The sequence below is a fragment of the Aliiroseovarius crassostreae genome (assembly GCF_049803815.1).
GTDB lineage: Bacteria > Pseudomonadota > Alphaproteobacteria > Rhodobacterales > Rhodobacteraceae > Aliiroseovarius > Aliiroseovarius crassostreae_A.
Window position 1 is genome coordinate 104,912 of the sequence record NZ_JBNAGI010000004.1, and the last position, 18,075, is coordinate 122,986.

14 protein-coding genes and 1 tRNA gene are annotated in these 18,075 nt (G+C 59.7%); 8 read left to right on the top strand and 7 right to left on the bottom strand.

The features are described from left to right. Nucleotides 1-127: 127 nt before the first annotated feature. The 5 genes from ACP15V_RS12085 (at nucleotide 128) to ACP15V_RS12105 (ending at nucleotide 7,911) form a co-directional block, all read left to right on the top strand. On the top strand, nucleotides 128-3,256 hold the full coding sequence (locus ACP15V_RS12085) for a valine--tRNA ligase (protein WP_424943954.1): 3,129 nt from the start codon (nucleotides 128-130) through the stop codon (nucleotides 3,254-3,256). 155 nt (nucleotides 3,257-3,411) lie between these two features. Further along, complete coding sequence (locus ACP15V_RS12090) at nucleotides 3,412-4,530, top strand: pyridoxal phosphate-dependent aminotransferase (RefSeq protein WP_424943955.1); 1,119 nt, start codon at nucleotides 3,412-3,414, stop codon at nucleotides 4,528-4,530. 78 nt (nucleotides 4,531-4,608) lie between these two features. Then, entirely contained in the window at nucleotides 4,609-5,313 is a 705-nt protein-coding gene (locus ACP15V_RS12095; protein ID WP_424943956.1) for a tyrosine-protein phosphatase, read from the top strand. Next, a complete protein-coding gene (locus ACP15V_RS12100) occupies nucleotides 5,306-7,159 on the top strand; it encodes an ABC transporter ATP-binding protein (protein ID WP_424943957.1) in 1,854 nt (617 codons plus the stop codon). Before ACP15V_RS12095 ends, ACP15V_RS12100 begins: the two co-directional genes overlap by 8 nt. 11 nt (nucleotides 7,160-7,170) lie before the next feature. Continuing rightward, nucleotides 7,171-7,911, top strand: coding sequence for a YgfZ/GcvT domain-containing protein (locus ACP15V_RS12105; RefSeq protein ID WP_424943958.1), 741 nt, complete (start codon nucleotides 7,171-7,173; stop codon nucleotides 7,909-7,911). Nucleotides 7,912-7,962: 51 nt separating this feature from the next. On the opposite strand, the gene ACP15V_RS12110 is transcribed toward ACP15V_RS12105, so the two are convergent. Together ACP15V_RS12110 and efp are read right to left on the bottom strand one after the other, a co-directional pair. Further along, a complete protein-coding gene (locus tag ACP15V_RS12110; protein ID WP_424943959.1) occupies nucleotides 7,963-8,538 on the bottom strand; it encodes an rRNA large subunit pseudouridine synthase E in 576 nt (191 codons plus the stop codon). Between the two features lie 66 nt (nucleotides 8,539-8,604). Further along, a complete protein-coding gene (efp, locus tag ACP15V_RS12115) occupies nucleotides 8,605-9,168 on the bottom strand; it encodes an elongation factor P (RefSeq protein WP_424943960.1) in 564 nt (187 codons plus the stop codon). 261 nt (nucleotides 9,169-9,429) lie between these two features. On the opposite strand from efp, the gene ACP15V_RS12120 reads away from it, so the two are divergent. Next, on the top strand, nucleotides 9,430-9,747 hold the full coding sequence (locus tag ACP15V_RS12120) for a DUF6280 family protein (protein WP_424943961.1): 318 nt from the start codon (nucleotides 9,430-9,432) through the stop codon (nucleotides 9,745-9,747). 126 nt (nucleotides 9,748-9,873) lie between these two features. Beyond that, nucleotides 9,874-11,319, top strand: a complete 1,446-nt coding sequence (locus tag ACP15V_RS12125) for a cobyric acid synthase (protein ID WP_424943962.1) — start codon at nucleotides 9,874-9,876, stop codon at nucleotides 11,317-11,319. A gap of 3 nt (nucleotides 11,320-11,322) precedes the next feature. Here ACP15V_RS12125 and ACP15V_RS12130 read toward each other — a convergent pair whose 3' ends face one another. The 3 genes from ACP15V_RS12130 to ACP15V_RS12140 form a co-directional block, all read right to left on the bottom strand. Next, nucleotides 11,323-12,495: a hypothetical protein gene (locus ACP15V_RS12130; RefSeq protein ID WP_424943963.1), complete on the bottom strand. Its 1,173-nt coding sequence runs from the start codon at nucleotides 12,493-12,495 to the stop codon at nucleotides 11,323-11,325. Between the two features lie 156 nt (nucleotides 12,496-12,651). Further along, a complete protein-coding gene (locus tag ACP15V_RS12135; protein ID WP_424943964.1) occupies nucleotides 12,652-14,043 on the bottom strand; it encodes a TolC family outer membrane protein in 1,392 nt (463 codons plus the stop codon). A gap of 76 nt (nucleotides 14,044-14,119) precedes the next feature. Then, a complete protein-coding gene (locus tag ACP15V_RS12140; protein ID WP_424943965.1) occupies nucleotides 14,120-14,773 on the bottom strand; it encodes a protein-L-isoaspartate O-methyltransferase family protein in 654 nt (217 codons plus the stop codon). A 209-nt stretch (nucleotides 14,774-14,982) separates the two neighbouring features. Between ACP15V_RS12140 and ACP15V_RS12145 the strand changes: the two genes are divergently transcribed. Continuing rightward, a tRNA-Cys gene (locus tag ACP15V_RS12145) sits at nucleotides 14,983-15,056 on the top strand. Nucleotides 15,057-15,258: 202 nt separating this feature from the next. Here the strand turns inward: ACP15V_RS12145 and ACP15V_RS12150 are convergent. Together ACP15V_RS12150 and ACP15V_RS12155 are read right to left on the bottom strand one after the other, a co-directional pair. Further along, nucleotides 15,259-16,560, bottom strand: a complete 1,302-nt coding sequence (locus ACP15V_RS12150; protein ID WP_424943966.1) for an NAD(P)/FAD-dependent oxidoreductase — start codon at nucleotides 16,558-16,560, stop codon at nucleotides 15,259-15,261. Nucleotides 16,561-16,614: 54 nt separating this feature from the next. Next, entirely contained in the window at nucleotides 16,615-17,991 is a 1,377-nt protein-coding gene (locus ACP15V_RS12155) for a glutamine synthetase family protein (RefSeq protein ID WP_424943967.1), read from the bottom strand. Between the last annotated feature and the right edge of the window lie 84 nt (nucleotides 17,992-18,075).

Sequence of the window (18,075 nt, forward strand, 5' to 3'; positions counted from 1 at the left end):
GCACCCCAAGGTATTTGAAGCAAGAAAAAAGAGGCGAAGGGGCCAGGCGAGCCTGCGCCCCCTTCCCCTTTTACCACCAGGCGGTTAAGACCAGTTCCAACACGTGAAATGACGGGATGGTAATCTTATGGCCATGGACAAGACCTTCGACGCCGCTGCTTCTGAGGCACGGATTTACGAAACCTGGGAAAAGGCGGGCGCCTTCAAGGCGGGTGCAAATGCGCGCCCCGGTGCGGACAGCTTTACCATCATGATCCCGCCGCCCAATGTGACGGGTGCGCTGCATCTGGGCCATGCGTTCAACAACACGCTGCAGGATATCCTGACCCGCTGGCATCGGATGCGTGGGTTTAACACGCTGTGGCAGCCCGGTCAGGACCACGCGGGCATCGCCACCCAATTGCAGGTGGAAAAGATGCTGGCCGAAAAGGGCCTGCCAGGACGCCGTGATCTGGGGCGTGAAGCGTTTCTTGAGAAGGTTTGGGAATGGAAGGGTCAATATGGCTCAACCATTATCGAACAGCTGAAACGTCTGGGGTCGACCTGTGACTGGTCGCGCAACGCCTTCACCATGGCAGGCGCGCCGGGCGACCCGCGTGTGGGACATGAAAACTCGGCCAATTTCCACGACGCGGTTCTGAAGGTCTTTGTCGATATGTATGACAAGGGGCTGATCTATCGCGGCAAGCGTCTGGTCAACTGGGATCCGCATTTCGAAACTGCCATTTCTGATCTGGAAGTGGAGAACATCGAAGTGGCCGGTCACATGTGGCACTTCAAATACCCGCTCGCGGGCGGCGCCACCTACACCTATGTCGAAAAGGACGAGGACGGGAATGTCGTGCTTGAGGAAGAGCGCGATTACATTTCCATCGCCACCACGCGGCCCGAAACCATGCTGGGCGACGGGGCGGTGGCCGTTCACCCGTCGGATGAGCGGTACGCGCCCATCGTCGGAAAACTTTGCGAAATTCCGGTGGGCCCGAAAGAACATCGTCGCCTGATCCCGATCATCACCGATGAATACCCCGACAAGGATTTCGGCTCGGGGGCGGTGAAAATCACCGGCGCGCATGATTTCAACGACTACCAGGTCGCCAAACGCGGCGGCATCCCGATGTACAGCCTGATGGATACGCGTGGACACATGCGCGCGGATGGTCGCCCCTATGCCGAAGAGGCCGAGATTGCCCAGCGCATTGCCAATGGCGAGGAAGGGTTTGACGAGGCGAAGATCGCCGCCATGAACCTCGTGCCGGATGAATTCCGTGGCCTCGACCGGTTCGAAGCGCGCAAATTGGTGGTGGATCAGATCACCGCCGAAGGGCTGGCCGTGATGATCACCCAAACCGTTGAGGTGGATGGGGAAGATATCACCGGCACCGTGCCCCATGTTGAGAACAAACCGATCATGCAGCCGTTTGGCGACCGTTCCAAGGTGGTGATCGAACCGATGCTGACCGACCAATGGTTTGTGGATGCCGAAAAAATCGCCGGTCCCGCGCTGGATGCGGTGCGGTCGGGCGAGGTGAAGATCCTGCCCGAAAGCGGCGAGAAGACCTTCTATCACTGGCTGGAAAACATCGAACCCTGGTGCATTTCCCGCCAGCTGTGGTGGGGGCATCAGGTGCCGGTTTGGTATGGGTTTGACCTGTCGGCCAATGGGTTCGTGGATGATGAACAGGACGGGGCGATCGACATTGTCGAGATGGGCCGCCTGATGCTGGAGCAGGATTTCCTGCCGGGTCATGAAAAATCCGCCTGTGCCGCGCATTTTGACGAGGTGGCCGGTAAATTCGTAGAGGGTTTGGCCGGGCTGCCCACGCCCCTGAACGCCGCACGCGTGGTGGAAGTGGAAGACCGCGCCGCCGCGATCCACATGTTTGCCGAGGCGCTGGCGCAATACGAAATGGAGCAGGACCCAACCAAGCTGGTCTATCCGGTCTGGCGCGACCCGGACGTGCTCGATACGTGGTTCTCATCTGGCTTGTGGCCCTTTGGCACGCTGGGCTGGCCGCAGGACACGGACGAGCTGAACGCCTATTTCCCCGGTGACGTGCTGATCACCGGGCAGGATATCCTCTTTTTCTGGGTCGCCCGGATGATGATGATGTCACAGGCGGTTTGCGGCAAAAACCCGTTCCATACGGTATATCTGCACGGGCTTGTCCGTGACGAGAAGGGCAAGAAAATGTCCAAGACCACGGGCAATGTGATCGACCCGCTGGACATCATTGACGAATACGGCGCCGATGCGCTGCGGTTTACCAACACCGCCATGGCCTCGATCGGGGGCGTGTTGAAAATGTCGAAGGACCGCGTGGCGGGTTATCGCAATTTCGGCACCAAGATCTGGAACGCCGCCCGGTTTGCCGAGATGAACGAATGCAAACCCAGCCCGGACTTTGACCCGGCAACGGCCACGCAAACCGTGAACCGCTGGATCATTTCGGAAACCGCCAAGATCCGCGCGGATGTGGACGAGGCGCTGGCGAGCTATCGGTTTAACGACGCGGCACAGGGGCTTTATGCCTATGTCTGGGGCAAGGTCTGCGACTGGTATGTCGAATTCTCAAAACCGCTTCTGAACTCGGACGACGCGGCGGTGGTGGCCGAGACCCGCGCGACCATGGCCTGGGTCATCGACCAATGCCTGATCCTGCTGCACCCGATCATGCCCTTTGTGACCGAAGAGCTGTGGGGCCAGATTACGGAACGTCCGAAGATGCTGATCCACGCCGATTGGCCGGAATATGGTGCAGAACTGGTGGATGAGGCTGCAGCGCGCGAGATGAACTGGGTGATTTCGCTGATTGAAAACATCCGCTCTGCCCGCGCGCAGATGCACGTGCCTGCCGGGTTGAAAATCCCGGTGATCCAGCAGGAACTGGACGCGGCCGGGCGCAAAGCGCTTGCCGGAAACATCGGGCTGGTGCAGCGCATGGCGCGGGTCGACAGCATCACCGAAATGGCCGATCTGCCCAAAGGCTGTATCACCGTGGCTGTGGACGGCGGAACCTTTGCCCTGCCGCTGGCCGATATCATCGACGTGAACGAGGAAATCGCGCGGCTTGAAAAGACGCTGGGCAAGCTGGCCAAGGAATTGGGCGGGCTGCGCGGGCGGCTGAAGAACCCGAAATTTGCTGAGAGCGCTCCGGCGGAAGTGGTTGCGGAAACCCGCGCCAATCTGGACGCGCGCGAGGCGGAGGAAGAGGTTCTGAAAACCGCGCTGGAGCGGTTGAAGGAAATCGACTAAGTGTCAAAGACAACGCGAGAAAGCCGGGCCATGCGCCCGGCTTTTTTGTTTGAAAGGGGCTTTGCCCCTCGCCTCCTTGAGGCTCACCCCAAGGTATTTAGCGCAAGAGGAAAGCAGGGCTTGTATGAGACAAAGACGACTGCTCTAACAGGGGTATGACCAAGAGACATGCCCGACTGACCCCGCTTGCCGACAGCCTGCCGGCTTCTGTTCCCTTTGTAGGCCCGGAGGCGCAGGAGCGCGCGCGAGGGCGCGCGTTCGTGGCGCGTTTGGGGGCCAATGAAAATGTGTTTGGCCCCTCGCCCAAAGCGATTGCCGCGATGCAGGCGGCGGCGGGGGAGGCGTGGATGTATGGCGACCCCGAGAGCCATGATCTGCGCCACGCGCTGGCGGCGCATCACGACGTAAGCGCGGACAATATCATGGTTGGCGAAGGCATCGACGGGTTGCTGGGCTATCTGGTGCGGCTGCAGATTGGGCCGGGCGACCGGGTGGTGACCTCACAAGGGGCCTATCCGACCTTCAACTATCACGTGGCGGGCTTTGGCGGTGAGTTGGCGACCGTGCCCTACGCGGGAGATCACGAAGACCCGGAGGCGCTGATTGCCAAGGCGGCAGAGGTTGGGGCGAAACTGGTCTATCTGGCCAACCCCGACAACCCGATGGGCAGCTGGCATGATGCGGCACGCGTTCAGGCGATGATCGAGGCGGTGCCCGAGGGCTGTCTTCTGGTGTTGGACGAGGCCTATGTGGAGTTCGGCCCCGAGGGCATGGCCCCGGCCTTGGCGCCCAATGATCCCCGCGTGATCCGGTTTCGCACCTTTTCCAAGGCCTACGGGTTGGCAGGCGCGCGGGTCGGCTACGCGATTGCCCATGCTGATCTGATCACGGCTTTCAACAAGATCCGCAATCATTTTGGCATGTGTCGGATCAGCCAGGCAGGCGCACTGGCCGCATTGCAGGATCAGGCCTATTTGCGCCAGACCATTCAGAATGTCGCCGAGGCGCGGGGGCGGATCGACGAGATCGCCGCGGCAAACGGGCTGACCACCCTGCCCTCCGCCACCAACTTCGTGGCGATTGATTGCGGGCAGGATGGGGCATTTGCAAAAGCCGTCGTGGCCACGCTGATCAAACAGGACATCTTTGTGCGGATGCCGTTTGCCGCGCCACAGGATCGCTGTATCCGTGTCTCCGCCGGACGACCGGAAGATCTGGATGCTTTTGCCGCAGCCCTGCCCAAGGCGCTTTCTGAAGCGCGGGCCGCGTCCTAGGCGCGGGTCAATCTGGCGGTCTGCTTGTCTGCCCCCTGTATTGACGATACACCCATAATAAAGTTTGCGGAGCGCGCGATGCTGTCGACCCTATATGCCAAGATCAAAGCCAAGGAACGCGCGTGGAAACGTGGCTTTGGTATGGATATTTCCACCCCCGAAGGGCGGCGCGCCGCGCGCAAGCACAACAACCTTGTCGATCACGCCTTTTTGCGCCGCATCCTGCCCAACCGGTATCAACTGTCCCCGGACACGTGGCGGTCAAACCAACCGGACCCGGTGCATTTTCCCAAGCTGGCCGAGATTGGCATCAAATCCGTCATCAACCTGCGCGGCCCGGATATCTATTCCTATTACCTCTTTGAAAAAGAAGCCTGCGCGGAATACAGGATGGCGCTTTATGACCTGCCGCTTCAGGCGCGCGAATTACTGCCTGCCGAGACCTATCTGGAGCTCTTTCGCCTGATGGACGAGGTGGAAAAGCCGATGCTGCTGCACTGCAAATCGGGGGCCGATCGCACCGGCTTGGCCGCAGCCTTTTACATGATCGACTATATGGGCGCCCCGGTCGAGGAAGCCGCCAAGCAGCTGTCGATTAAATATGCCCATCAACACTGGTCCAAGGCCGGGATCCTGGACCATCTGATCGCCGCCTATGCCGAACATATCGAAACCGACCCGATGCCGATCCGCGACTGGATCCGCGACCATTATGACCCAGAGGCCCTGACCGCCTCGTTCAACGCCAAACGCGGCAAGACAAAAGGCGACGAGGATGAGTGAGACATTGCGCGACCCGATGATCCGCTGGCTGTGGCGAGGATACCTGCGTGCCTATCGCCTGCCGCTGATCTGTGCGGTAATGTTGATGGCCGCCGAAGGCCTGGCGCTTGGTGGGCTGAGCTACATGATCATGCCGATGTTTGATCAGGCCTTTTCCGGCGGCACCTCCGGGTCGATCATTTTGGTGGCTGCGCTGGTGGCGGGGATCTTTATCGTGCGCGCCATTTCCGCCTTTGGGCACAAGGTTTTGATGGTTTATGTGGGCCAACAGGTCGCTGCACGCCTGCAATCTGACATGGTTGCGCATATGCTGACGCTCGACAGCAATTATTTTCGCGACAATTCCCCCGGCACCTTGATGGAACGGGTGCGAGGCGACGCGCAGGCGATTGCCACAATCTGGGAGGTGGTTCTGGCCGCCGTTGCCCGGGACGTGGTGTCTCTGCTCGCGCTTCTGGGGGTTGCGCTTTGGATTGACTGGTTGTGGGTGCTGATCGCCGTGGCCGCCGCCCCGGTTCTGGTGATCCCGATGGAGATCCTGCAAAAAAAGGTGCGCAAAACCACCGCCGACAGCCGCAACTCTGCCGCGCAGATCTCGACCCGGCTGGACGAGATTTTCCACGGCATCAATCAGGTCAAACTGGCCGGCACCGAACAGCGCGAAGAGGGTCGCGTGACGGGTGTCATTGGCCTTTTCGCCAAGCTGCATCTGAAAAGCCAGGCCAACCAGGCGGCCATCATTGCCATGGTCGATATCATCGCCGCCACCGGGTTCTTTGGCGTGCTGGTCTATGGCGGGTTCGAAATCGTCTCGGGCGAGAAAACCGTCGGCGAATTCATGTCCTTCTTCACCGCCATGGCGCTGGTGTTTGACCCGATGCGCAACTTGGGCAAAGTGTCGGGGGCGTGGCAGGCCGCGCTGGCCTCGCTTGAACGGATCCGTGACGTGTTCAACACGCGGCCTACAATCCTGTCACCGGCGGAGCCAAAACTACTGTCCGGCCCCGCACGCCAAGCTGATATCGTGCTGAACGACGTGCGGTTCTCTTACGGCGACACGCCGGTTCTGAGGGGCGCAAGCTTTGTCGCCAAGGCCGGACAGACCACTGCGCTTGTGGGGGCCTCTGGCGCGGGGAAAAGCACCGTCTTCAACCTGCTCACCCGTCTGGCCGACGCCGACGAGGGCGCGATCACCGTGGGCAATGCGGACATCACCGCGCTTCCGCTCGATCAACTGCGCGCGCTCTATTCGGTGGTCAGCCAAGAGGCGCTGTTGTTTGACGAAACGCTGCGCGACAATATCCTGATGGGGCGCGAAGATGTGGATCAGGCCGCGTTGGATCACGCTCTGAAAGCCGCGCATGTGGCCGATTTCCTGCCGCGCATGGAGGCGGGGCTTGATACCCCGGCCGGTCCGCGCGGATCGAACCTGTCAGGCGGTCAACGTCAACGCATTGCGATTGCCCGCGCAATCTTGCGCGACGCCCCGGTGTTGCTCTTGGACGAAGCCACCTCTGCGCTCGATGCGAAATCGGAAAAGCTGGTGCAAGAGGCGCTGGACGAGCTGTCGGAAAACCGCACCACGCTGGTCATCGCCCACCGCCTTTCGACCATTCAGGCCGCGGACAAAATTGTGGTGATGGATCAGGGCCAAGTGGTGGATCAAGGCACCCATGACGAGCTGCTGGCCCGCGGAGGCATCTATGCTCAGCTGCACGCGTTGCAGTTCAGGGACAGCGGCCCCACCGCAGAAGACGCCGCCGCAGAAAAACAACGTGCCCTTGCCAAGTCGGAAAAGCCGCGCAAGTTTAGCCTGAAACGCCTGTTCGGCTTTGGTCGCACGTAAAAGGAGCTCCCATGCCTCGCACTGTTCTTCGCCTGACTGGTTCCGACCGTGTCGCGTTTCTGCAAAACCTCGTCACCAATGACGTGACGGGGGTCGATCACGGGCTGGTTTATGCCGCGATCCTGACCCCGCAGGGCAAATATCTGGCCGATTTCTTCCTGGCCCCCGACCGGGACGCGATCCTTATGGACGTGGACAGCACGATCGCACCGGGTCTGGTGCAGCGCCTGAACATGTATCGCCTACGCTCGGATGTGCAGATCGACGCAACCGACATCACGCCGTCGCGCGGCATCGGCCCCGTAGTGGACGGCGCTTTTGCCGATCCCCGTCACCCTGACATGGGCTGGCGCAGCTATGATGGCCGCCCCTCGCAAGAGGTGGATTGGGACGCCCCGCGCGTGGCCCATGTGATCCCCGCCTCGGGCATCGAACTTGGCCCCGACACCTATATTCTGGAGGCCGGGTTTGAACGGCTGAACGGCGTGGATTTCCGCAAGGGCTGTTACGTGGGGCAAGAGGTCACCGCGCGGATGAAGCACAAAACCGAGCTGCGCAAGGGGCTTGTTCAGGTGACGGTCAACGGATCGGCCCCGGTGGGATCTGAGATCACCCTGGACGGTAAATCCGTGGGCACGCTGTTTACGCAATCCGGCACCCACGCCATTGCCTATCTGCGATTTGACCGCGCGGGCCCGGATATGGAAGCGGCCGGGGTCCGGGTGTCGTGGTCCGGCGACGCGCCGTCCTGATGTCCGTGTGATCGCGGGCCTGGTCCCAATCAAGGTCAAGCCCCGGCAGGGTCACAGGTTTCCGCCAAACTGCGGGCGGTGCGGCGCATGGGTCCAGTGCCCCGACGGGATGCCATCCAGCGTCCAGTCCCCCACGCGATACCGGATCAGCCGCAGCGTCGGATGCCCGACCGCCGCCGTCATCCGCCGCACCTGGCGGTTTTTGCCTTCACGGATGGTCAGTTCGATCCAGCAATCCGGCACCGATTTGCGTTCGCGAATGGGCGGCGTGCGGGGCCACAGCATCTTTGGTTCCTCGATCCGCGCCACTTTGGCGGGCCGCGTGCGCCCGTCCTTGAGATCAACACCGGTGCTGAGCGCGGCCAACGCCGCCTCGTCCGGGATGCCTTCAACCTGCGCCCAATAGGTCTTTTCCAGCTTGAATTTAGGATTGGCGATCTTGGCCTGCAAACCACCATTGTCGGTCAGAACCAACAGCCCCTCGCTGTCCCGATCCAGCCGCCCCGCCGCGTAGACCTTGGGAATGTCGATGTAATCCGACAGGGTTTCGCGCGCACTGCCCTCGGTCCCCTTGTCGGTGAACTGCGACAGGACATTAAAGGGTTTGTTGAACAGGATCGTGGTCATCGGGGCCTCAAAGAAAAAGGGCAGAGCACATGGCCCTGCCCCCGTTAGACATATCGCAAACGCAGCTTAGGCGCGTTCCGCATATTCCATGGTTTCGGTGTTCACCACAATCGCCTCGCCGGTGCCCACGAAAGGCGGCACCATCACGCGCACACCATTGTCCAAAAGCGCCGGTTTGAACGAATTGGCTGCGGTCTGGCCCTTCACCACCGGCTCGGTTTCCTCAATGGTGCAGGTCACTTTCTGCGGCAGGGTCGCGTTCAACGCTTCGGATTCGTAAAATTCCACTACGATGGTCATGCCATCTTGCAAAAACGGGCGACGTTCCCCCAGCAGATCGGACGGGATCTGGTTCTGCTCATAGGTTTCGGTGTCCATGAAGATCAGCATCCCGTCATCTTCATAAAGGAATTGCTGGTCTTTTTGCTCCAGACGCACGCGTTCCACCTTATCGGCAGAGCGGAACCGCTCGTTCAGCTTGGACCCATTGCGCAGGTTTTTCAGTTCGACCTGTGCAAAAGCGCCCCCCTTGCCGGGTTTCACATGGTCGACTTTCACCGCCGCCCACAGCCCGTCATTGTGTTCCAACACGTTGCCTGGGCGGATTTCATTGCCGTTGATCTTGGGCATGTTAATTGACCCTTAAAGGTTGTTATCCGTTGGAAAGCACCTATATCTTGGCGGTCTTGCCCTTGCAAGACAACGATATCTTACGGAGTGCGTGTTCAGGGCCGAACCCATCAAACGGTGCTGAATTGGTGAAGGAAAGGTAACAGCCATGCAACAGGAACATGGCAGCCATGCGCCTCAAGGGATACCGAATCGCGGCGAAAACGCCATATTGGCCGAACGCCTTGGGAGCGCAAGAGCAATAACAAAAAAAGGATCACCATGTTGGATTCCGTAGACGGTACCGCATTCAACCACGAGCAGGGCAACCGCGCGCGCAAACTTTTTGCTGCCGTTGTTCTGGCTGCCCTCGATGATGCGATTGCTGACGACAAGAAATACGGCAATGGGCCGGATCAGATTGCCCGCTGGGCACGGTCGCGCGACGGGCGCGAAGTGTTGAGCTGTGCTGGCATTGATCCCAATGAACGTGTGGTCAAAGGCCTCATGGACTTTGTTGGCAAAGGCATCCGGACCTCGGTTGCGCTGTCGCGTGAAGAAAGCGAACGACGCAATGCAATGGCGGCTGAAGCCGCCTGATCACGCTGCACATTTCAGCGCTGAAAAACGCATCCCTTTGGGGATGCGTTTTCTTTTGTCGTCTTCCTTCTTTTGCCTGTCGTCAAAGGGCTGGGCAGCGCGAAGGAAACGCCGTATGGATCAGGCATGACAAAATCCATCATGATCCAGGGCGCAGGCTCAAATGTCGGTAAATCCATGCTGGTCGCAGGAATGGCACGCGCCTTTGTGAAACGCGGGTTGCGCGTGGCCCCTTTCAAGCCGCAAAACATGTCAAACAATGCCGCCGTCACCGTGGATGGCGGAGAAATTGGCCGGGCGCAGGCCTTGCAGGCGCGCGCCTGCGGGCTGGACCCGGTTGTGGATATGAACCCGGTGCTGTTGAAGCCGGAAACGGACACCGGGGCACAGGTTGTGGTTCAGGGCGAGCGGCTGACAACCCTGCGCGCACGCGATTACGGCAAGATGAAGTCCAGCCTGATGCCAAAGGTGTTGGAAAGCTTCAACCGCTTGAAATCACACGTGGATCTGGTTTTGGTGGAGGGCGCGGGCAGCCCAGCAGAGGTCAACCTGCGCGCAGGCGACATCGCCAATATGGGCTTTGCCGAGGCCGCCAATCTGCCTGTGGTGCTGGCCGGTGACATTGACCGAGGCGGGGTGATTGCCCAGCTTGTTGGCACCCATGCCGTTCTGCCCCCCGCGGACCGCGACCGGATCAAGGCGTTTCTGGTCAACAAATTCCGCGGCGACGTGACGCTGTTTGCCGACGGCGCGACCGAGATCGCCACCCGTACCGGCTGGTCTGATCTGGGCACCCTGCCCTGGTTTTCTGACGCGTGGCGCCTGCCCGCCGAAGACGTGCTGGATATTGCCACGCGCAAGGGCGGCAGCTTTAAGATCGTGGTGCCCAAACTGGGGCGGATCGCCAATTTCGACGACCTTGATCCGCTGGTCAACGAGCCGGACGTAACGGTCGAGATCATCGAACCGGGGCGCCCCCTGCCCCTTGATGCCGACCTGATCCTGATCCCCGGATCCAAATCTACCATTGCCGATCTGGCCGAATTTCGCGCTCATGGGTGGGACATTGATCTGTCCGCCCATATCCGTCGTGGCGGGGATGTGTTGGGGGTTTGTGGTGGCTATCAGATGCTGGGGCGCGAGATCCGGGATGACGCGGGCATCGAAGGCGCACCGGGGCGCGTTGCCGGGTTGGGGCATCTGGATGTGGTCACGCGGTTGGAGCCGAAGAAAACCCTCGCCCTGACCTCGGCGCGGGATTTGACCAGCGGCGAAACCGTTGAGGGGTATGAAATCCACTTGGGCCAAACCGATGGGCCGGATTGCGCCCGGGCCTGGTTGGAGATCGGCGCACGTCAAGAGGGGGCGATGAACGCCACGGGTCGCGTGCGCGGCTGTTACCTGCACGGGTTGTTTTCAGCGGACGGGTTTCGCCGCCACTATCTGCAATCGCTTGGGGCCACTGTCGCCCACGCGGGATATGAAGTTCAGGTGGAAGACACGCTGGACGCACTGGCACAGCATATCGAGACCCATCTGGATCTCGACCGGCTCTACGAGTTAGCAAAATAGATTTTATTCGAGCGATTTGAGCGTCAGCGCCCGTTCGACCTCGCGGCGCACCAGCCGACGCACATTGCGGGTGATCTTTTCCCCAACCTCGCCCTGAAGTTCTTCGCGGACCAGTCGGGTGACCAGGTCGCGCAGCATATCTTCGTCCAGAAGATCGATCTCTTCCTCGTCGCTCAAAATGGCGTCTTCCGGGTTCTCATCTGCCGGATCAACGGGCTGCGCATGACCTTCAATCTCGTCCGGTCCTGAAACAAAGGCCTCTACTTCCGCGTCAAATTCTTCCCAGTTCTGGTCCGGACGGTTCACATTTGGGGCCTCCTCGCAAGGCTCTTCCGCCTCGCCCTGCCCCAACTCCGTCTCTGCCTCGGCACGACGGCGCAGGAATATTCCCGGGCCAAGATCCTCAACCGCATCGCCCAGATCAGGCTCGAACTCTACCGCACTGTCATTTACCGCAGCTTCCAGTTCCGCCACGCGGTGATCAAGGGTTTGCGCATGTTGGTCCGGCGGGTCGTCAGAGGGGTTTTCCTGCACGGCCTGAACGTCGGGCTCAACAGTTGGTTCTGCCGTCTCTGTCGGGTCCCAAAGACCCTCCGACGCAGAGGGGTCGTCATCGGCGTGGCTTTCGACCGCGGCCTGCACCACACCCGGTGTTTCGTCAGTTTGCATGTCCCCGGTATCCATGTCCCCGGTATCGGTGTCCCGCTCCCCTTCCGGATCATTCACCTGGGGTTCATTCACGCCGCGATGAGAAAACACCGCATCCGAAGACGGGGCTGTTTCCGCATCAAAAGATGTCACCTCATCTGCGCTACCGTCCTCCTGAGTGACGCTCAGCGCCCCGGTCAGGTGAAGCGTCTGGACAGCGGGGGCAACCGGCCCGTCTTCCGAAGGCACGCCGGGATCTTCGTTGTCCTCAATTCGCGAAACATCTGTGTCCTCTTGATGCTGTGCATCAATTGGGTCCGTCGCCTCATGCACGCGGAAGGCCGGGGTCAAAACCAGCTTGTCATTGATATCATGCGCCCCGGCATCCTGGTCCGCAGTTTCAGCCGCCCCAGGCTTGGCGGCCTCTTTGGCAACCGGCCCCAATTCTGGCGTCGCATTCTCGGATACGAGACGACGAATCGAGGAAAGAACGTCCTCGATCTCTGCATTGGATACGGGGTCCGACATGCCTGAATACCTGCTTACAAACTTTTATTTTTCCCGGTTTTGCCGAGGTTTACAGGTGCAGTTTACAAGCCGGACATGATTCTCACAACAGAGGGATACGCAAACGGGGCGCCAAGCGCCCCGTCACGTCGTTCTCGTCAGGTGATCACCTGATGATCACTGTTTGCCAAAAATCGAAATGATGGCATCCAGCTTTTCACCTTGCGGGCTGACCCGGCGCACCGGTGCGTTGCGCACGGCATTGTAATAGGCCTCAGCGTCATAGGTCACCACACCCAGCTTCAGGTGTTCGGCAGTCAAAAGACCCATCGAAGACAACAGCTGATAGGCGGCGAAGTACCGCTCGGACTGCGCGGAAATGCGCGCGGTTTCCGCGTTCAGCAATTCCTGTTCGGCGTTCAGCACGTCCAGCGTGGTCCGCGACCCCAGCAACGCTTCTTCACGGGCACCGCGAAGGGCCACGCGGCTGGCGCGGATCTGACGGTCCGCGGCCTCCAGCCTGGCGGCTGCGATGGCCATCTGAGACCAGGCATTTGCCACGTTCTGATCCACGGCAACCCGGGCAAGCTGCAGTCCGGCGCGGGCCTGCTCTGCCTGGGCAATCGATTTGCGATATTCGGCCGAACGTTTGCCGCCGGCATAGATCTGACCTTTCAAGGTCAGGCCAATGCGGTTGTCGAAATTCCCGTTTGTGCCGTCCCCGATCACATCAGTGTATGAGGTTTTCGCCGACCCCACCAAAGAGGGGAGCATGGATTTTTTCGAGATCTCGATCCCCAGATCCGCAGCAGCCACCTGGTGCTCTGCCGCCAGAATATCGGGGTGACGTTTGCGCGCAATCGCTTTGGCTTCGTTCAAAGAGTTGGCCGTGCGCGGCAGGCGCGGCGGGGTGGCCAACCCTTTCGGCAAGTGGCCGATAGCGGCGCGATATTCTTCGCGGGCGATCGCAAGCTGCCCGACGGCGGACGCTTCGTTGGAGCGGGCCGATGCCACGCGCGCCCGGGCCTGTGCCACGTCAGTCTGCGTGACTTCGCCCACTTCAAAACGGTCATTTGCCGCGCGCAGTTCCTGGGTCAAAACCCGAACGGAATTGGCCTGCAGGGCGGCGTTTTCACTGGCTGAGCGTACATTCAGATAGGCCTGAACTGCCCGCAAAAGGATGTTCTGCTCCACGCTAACCAGAATATCGCGGGACGCCATGACCAGCTCTTTTGACGCTTCCACGCCCAGTTTCCCACGCCCAAAACTGTAGATCAGTATGCTTGCCGTGAGGTCGGCCTGGGTCGAGCGCACGTCAGGAAGCGGGCCCGCGCCATCCGTATCCGCCCATCCATGGGTCAGCGAATATTCAATGGTCGGGCGCAAAGACGACAGTGAAACTGCCACATCTTCACTGGCCGCGCGCAACACCGCCTGGTTTTGCTTCAGAAGGCCGCTGTTCTTATATGCCGATGCCATCGCATCTGACAGGCTCTCGGCCCAGGCAGCCGGGCTTATGACCATCAATGCAATGGTTGCCACCCCTGCCAGTTTTGTCTTGAAACCCATTTTTTCCATCCACTTGTTCTAGCGTTTCAAATGCCCCAAGCTTTGCGCCTGCCCCGGTTTGTCGGGGCAAGGCCTGTCAAAGCGCAAACGCGCGTGACGCTTCAAATCCGGCCACCACCGGAGCACCGGCGTGAAAAGCGTGTCGCCACACCATCTCGCCATCAATTTTATAACCAATACGCACAGTGCCCAGTTTTCCGTCGGCAAAGATTGCCGTCATCCGGCCACCATCCTTCAACTGATCAAATAGACCGGTCGGAATCTGTTCCACGGCGCCCTGAACCATAATCACGTCATATGGGCCGTTTTTGGCGTTGCCGTCGGCAAGATCGCCCGCGATCACCGCAACATTATCAGCCCCAAATTCAGACAGGCCGGTTTGCGCATCTGCCGCCATGGTTTCATCACTTTCCACGGCGACAACAAAATCTGCCAACTTCGCCAGAACCGCAGCGCTATACCCCAGACCACAACCAAGATCGAGAACCATCTCGTCGGGTTGAATGTCCAGCGCATCCAGCATCTTTGCCAGGGTGCGCGGCTCCAGCACAACGCGACCGCCACCAAGATCGACATTTTCCCCCATATAAGCGGCTTCGCGCTTTGCATCGGGGACAAATTCCTCACGCGGAACAGACAACATCGCGTCGATGATCGGGAACTTGGTTACATCCGAGGGGCGCACCTGCGTGTCCACCATCATCGTGCGGCGAGCGGCAAAGTCGGTCATGGTCAGGCCTATCTTGTCATAAACATCTTGATCGTTTTGGCATAGATAGACCAGACCAGCAATCCCACAAGCTATTAACTGTCACCCGGAAGCCACTAATTTCGAAACATTTCAGCAGGACGGAATTTCTGAAATCTTTCCACTTTCTTGACAACTCCCCTCTGGACATTCCCGGACAAATGGCGCTAGAGAAGCCGCACACCACGGATGGCGAGTTGGCGGAGTGGTGACGCAGCGGATTGCAAATCCGTGTACACCGGTTCGATTCCGGTACTCGCCTCCAAAACTTCAGGTGTTTCTTCATATTTTGCCCCAAACCGGGTGCGGATCAGAGTTCTTTTGGGCCTGAACGCCAGGCCGTCTTCCAAGCCACTGACATACCAAAGCTTTCTCCCAACACCACCGGATCGGGCGCGGTCGCGACAACGCCGATGAAATCACGACAATGACAGGGGTTAGCCCCGCGGCGCCTTCCGCATTTTGGATCAGAGCTTATCGCGCAGACTGAACCACAGCATTGCCAGCACCAAAAGCGGCGTGCGCAGGGCCGGGCCACCGGGGAAGGGGTGGGTGGGGACCTTTGCCAGCAGATCAAACCGTTCGGCCTGACCGGAAATCACCTCTGCCGCGATCTGACCCGACAGGGTGGCCATACCCACCCCGTGGCCTGAAAACCCGGAAAGTGTGAGGATATTGCCACTGATCCGTTCGTAATGCGGCATCCGGTTCATGGTGATGCCCAGGGTGCCGCCCCAGGCATACTCAATGCCCACATCTTTCAACTGCGGAAAAATCTCCTCCATCGGGCGGCGCACCGCAGCGGCAATATCAGTGGGAAATTTGTAGCGGTAGCTTTCGGTTCCACCAAACAGCAGGCGATGATCATCCGAGAAGCGGAAGTAATTGATCACGAACTTGCTGTCTGCCACGGCGTAATTGTTGCGGATCAGCTCTTCCTGCTGATCTGGGGTCATCGGGGTGGTGGCGACGATGTAATTGTTGATCGGCATCACCCGTTCGGCCACATGTTTTTGCATGGTACCAAGATACCCATTGCAGCCCATCACCACGTAGCTGGCCGAAATTCGGGCCGCCTCGGTCACCACTTGGGCCGGATCGCCCTCGTTGATCGCGGTCACCTTGGTCTCTTCAAAAATCCGCGCCCCGGCCTGAACCGCCATCCGCGCCAGACCAAGAGCAAACTCCAACGGATGAATATGCCCCGCCCCCATGTCCAGCGTGCCACCATAATAGGCAGGCGAGTTGACCAGATGGCGGCATTCTTCTTCGTCCACAAACCGGATCTTGTCATATCCATAATCATCGCGGAGCTTCTGTGCATAGTCCCGGCTGTGCGCCACATATCGTTTGCGGTGATCGGTGTGCAGCACCCCGTCATGGAACTCTGCGCGCACCTGATCTGATCTGGACAGATCGCGCACCAGATCTACCGATTGGTTGGCCAGTTTCCACAGCGCCTGTGCGTGATCCTTGCCGACCATCTGTTCCAGCTCGTCCTGATCGACCCGCTGCCCCTGCCCCACCTGGCCACCATTGCGGCCAGAGGCGCCAAAGCCCACGCGCTGCGCGTCCACCAGCACCACGTCATAGCCTTTCTGCGCCAGATGCAGCGCGGTCGACAGTCCCATGAAGCCGCCGCCAACCACGCAAACGTCACATCTGATCTCGCCTTCGGCACGCGGGAACTTGTCTAGCGGTGTCGCGGTGGCCGCGTAGTAGGATTGCGGGTATTGCCCCGGGCGATCATTTACGGTCAGCAGGTCCATATCGGTCTCATTTCATCAGGCAGGGCCAAATTGTTGGACGGGGCCTAGCGGCCATCAGGCATTCAGCAGAAGGTGGCGACGTTCCCAGGGCGAGATTTCGCGCTGGTATTCCTCGTTCTCGGCCCATTTGATGTCGGAATAGAGCTTGCAGAACTCCTCTCCCATCACCGCGCGGATTTCTGTCGCCTGGTCAAACAGATCAAGCGCCTCACGCAGGGACGGCGGCAAGGGTTCTTCCGCCTCCCACACCTCTTTGGTGGCTTCCGGGCGCGGTTCCACCTTGTTCATCATGCCCAGATATCCGCAGGCCAGCGAGGTGGCGATGGCGATATAGGGGTTGCAATCCATGCCGATCACCCGGTTTTCCAGCCGACGCGCGGCGGGGCCGGAATGCGGAACACGCAGCCCGGTGGTGCGATTGTCCGCTGCCCATTCCAGATTTGCCGGGGCCGATTGCCCCTCTACCGTGATGCGGCGGAACGAATTTACATAGGGCGCCAGCAAGGGCACCACATCCATCATGTATTTTTGCGACCCGCCGATGAACCAGCGAAACAGATCAGACGCGCTGCCATCCTCGTTCGAAAAAATGTTCTGGCCGGTCTTCTCTTCGACAATCGACTGATGCACATGCATCGCGCTGCCCGGCTCATCGCGGATTGGCTTGGCCATGAAGGTGGCAAAGACACCGTTTTTCAGCGCCGCCTCGCGGATCGTGCGTTTGAACAGGAACACCTGATCGGCGAGGTGAACAGGGTCCCCGTGATTGAGATTGATCTCAATCTGGCCGGCCCCGCCTTCCTGGATCACCGTATCAATCTCAAGCCCCTGCGCCTCGGCATAATCATAGATCGTGTCAATCACCGGCCCATATTCATCCACCGCCGACATGGAATAGACCTGACGGCTTGCCCCTTGCCGTCCGGTGCGTCCGATCGGCGGTTCAATCGGCTCGTTGGGGTCGTGATTGGGTTTGGTCAGGTAAAACTCCAGCTCTGGTGCGACGACAGGTTTCCACCCTTTGGCCGAATACAGGTCCACCACATGTTTGAGCACATTGCGCGGCGAGATCGCCAAGGGGCTTCCGTCACGATTGAACATGTCGCAGATGATCTGCACCGTCACGTCTTCGGACCAAGGAACTGCGTTCGCGGTGGACATGTCGGCGCGCAGGACAATATCGCGCTCCAGCCACTGGTTCTCGATCTCCATATCCACATATTCGCCCGATATCGTTTGGTAAAAGAGCGAGATGGGCAGCGCCAGTTCCGCATCGGGATTGAATTTCACCGCGGGCATTGCCTTGCCGCGCGAGGTGCCGGCAAGGTCGGGAATGATGCATTCCACCTCTTCAATACGGCGCCCTTGGGCATATTCGGCAAATTCTGAAGACAGCTGGCTGACCCAGCCCCCGTGACGATCCTGTTTCATGATCCCTCCTTTGATCGCCGCCCGCGCCTTACAGGCACACGGCAACGTCGATCAGATCTTGGCGCACTTTTGATCAAATCTGCA

Excerpts from the sequence above, each read along its gene's own strand:
- ACP15V_RS12140 (WP_424943965.1), bottom strand. The coding sequence starts at position 14,773 with ATGACCGACTTTGCCGCTCGCCGCACGATGATGGTGGACACGCAGGTG.
- ACP15V_RS12155 (WP_424943967.1), bottom strand. The coding sequence starts at position 17,991 with ATGAAACAGGATCGTCACGGGGGCTGGGTCAGCCAGCTGTCTTCAGAA.
- ACP15V_RS12120 (WP_424943961.1), top strand. The coding sequence starts at position 9,430 with ATGTTGGATTCCGTAGACGGTACCGCATTCAACCACGAGCAGGGCAAC.
- ACP15V_RS12135 (WP_424943964.1), bottom strand. The coding sequence starts at position 14,043 with ATGGGTTTCAAGACAAAACTGGCAGGGGTGGCAACCATTGCATTGATG.
- ACP15V_RS12105 (WP_424943958.1), top strand. The coding sequence starts at position 7,171 with ATGCCTCGCACTGTTCTTCGCCTGACTGGTTCCGACCGTGTCGCGTTT.
- ACP15V_RS12085 (WP_424943954.1), top strand. The coding sequence starts at position 128 with ATGGCCATGGACAAGACCTTCGACGCCGCTGCTTCTGAGGCACGGATT.
- ACP15V_RS12090 (WP_424943955.1), top strand. The coding sequence starts at position 3,412 with ATGACCAAGAGACATGCCCGACTGACCCCGCTTGCCGACAGCCTGCCG.
- ACP15V_RS12130 (WP_424943963.1), bottom strand. The coding sequence starts at position 12,495 with ATGTCGGACCCCGTATCCAATGCAGAGATCGAGGACGTTCTTTCCTCG.
- ACP15V_RS12100 (WP_424943957.1), top strand. The coding sequence starts at position 5,306 with ATGAGTGAGACATTGCGCGACCCGATGATCCGCTGGCTGTGGCGAGGA.
- ACP15V_RS12150 (WP_424943966.1), bottom strand. The coding sequence starts at position 16,560 with ATGGACCTGCTGACCGTAAATGATCGCCCGGGGCAATACCCGCAATCC.
- ACP15V_RS12125 (WP_424943962.1), top strand. The coding sequence starts at position 9,874 with ATGACAAAATCCATCATGATCCAGGGCGCAGGCTCAAATGTCGGTAAA.
- efp (WP_424943960.1), bottom strand. The coding sequence starts at position 9,168 with ATGCCCAAGATCAACGGCAATGAAATCCGCCCAGGCAACGTGTTGGAA.
- ACP15V_RS12110 (WP_424943959.1), bottom strand. The coding sequence starts at position 8,538 with ATGACCACGATCCTGTTCAACAAACCCTTTAATGTCCTGTCGCAGTTC.
- ACP15V_RS12095 (WP_424943956.1), top strand. The coding sequence starts at position 4,609 with ATGCTGTCGACCCTATATGCCAAGATCAAAGCCAAGGAACGCGCGTGG.